General features: G+C 69.2%; 1 protein-coding gene. It reads left to right on the top strand.

Going from position 1 to position 1,084, the window contains the following annotated elements; genetic code table 11:
• Positions 1-110: 110 nt before the first annotated feature.
• Positions 111-1,084: transposase (locus HGK34_RS22250; protein ID WP_201851618.1), on the top strand; the 974-nt coding region annotated here is incomplete at its 3' end.

Below are 1,084 nucleotides of genomic sequence, written 5' to 3'. Positions count from 1 at the left end.
CCTCGATTCTTCGTGGGTGAGGTGACTCAAGGCATGGGAAAGGTGCTCTGACCTGGCACGATTGGTGTTGTCGAGACACTGTCGGGCTGGAGGATCGGAGCACCTTTCTGGTGGGCAACACTACTGCGTGGGACGCGCGTTTCGAAGTCACGGCGGACGGTAAGGGGCTGGTCAAGGACGCGGGGCTGGTGCTGCTGCGTAAGACAGCGGATGTCGTGGGGCTGACCGAGCAGATCGCGGTGGCGTTCGGTCCGGGCCGCGTGGAGCGGATCTGCCGCGGGACCGTGCTGGCATCAGCAGCCGCTGCGATCGCGGTCGGAGCGCGGAACCTGTCGCAGATCGAGCGGCTGCTCGCCGGTCACGACGGGACCCTCGGAGCCTGCGGCAGCGACACCACGCTGTGGCGCACCCTCGCGTCGGTCGACGACCGCCGCCTGGCTCGGCTGAGGACCGCGCTGCGACGCACGAGGAAGAAGGCGTGGCAGCTGATCGCCGGTCGGCCGGTCGGGTTCCCGTGGCTGACGATCGGCGGCAAGACGCTGCCCGGGTGGATCGTGGTGGACCTGGACGCAACCCTGGTCGAGTGCCACTCCGTCAAGGAGCAGGCGGCCGGGACCTACAAGGGCGGATGGGGACACCATCCGCTGGGCGGCTGGGTGGCGAACACCGGTGAGACCCTCACGATCCTGCCCCGGCCCGGGAACGCGGGCAGCAACACTGCCGCCGACCACCGGATCGTGCTGGGCGAGGTGTTCGACCAGATCCCCGACCCGGGCGTGCACTCCAAGATCCTGATCCGGATCGACGGCGCGGGCGCGTCCCACGAGACGATCGAACGAATCCTGACCGCGAACCACTCCCGGCGGCGGGTCGCGTTCACGATCGGCTGGACCATCACGCCCGTCGAGGAAGCTGCGATCGCCGCACTGCCCGAGCAGTCGTGGACCGCCTACCTGCGCCAGAACGGCGAGCCCGCTACCGTCGCCGGCCTCGACGGCGAAGAGATGGACTACGGGCACGTCGCCGAGATCACCGGCCTGCCCGGACGTGAGGGCTGGCCAGGCGATCTGCGGCTGATCGTCCG

It is taken from the genome of Myceligenerans indicum, assembly GCF_016742955.1.
Lineage (GTDB): Bacteria > Actinomycetota > Actinomycetes > Actinomycetales > Cellulomonadaceae > Myceligenerans > Myceligenerans indicum.
This window is presented reverse-complemented; position numbering and strand designations above follow the sequence as displayed.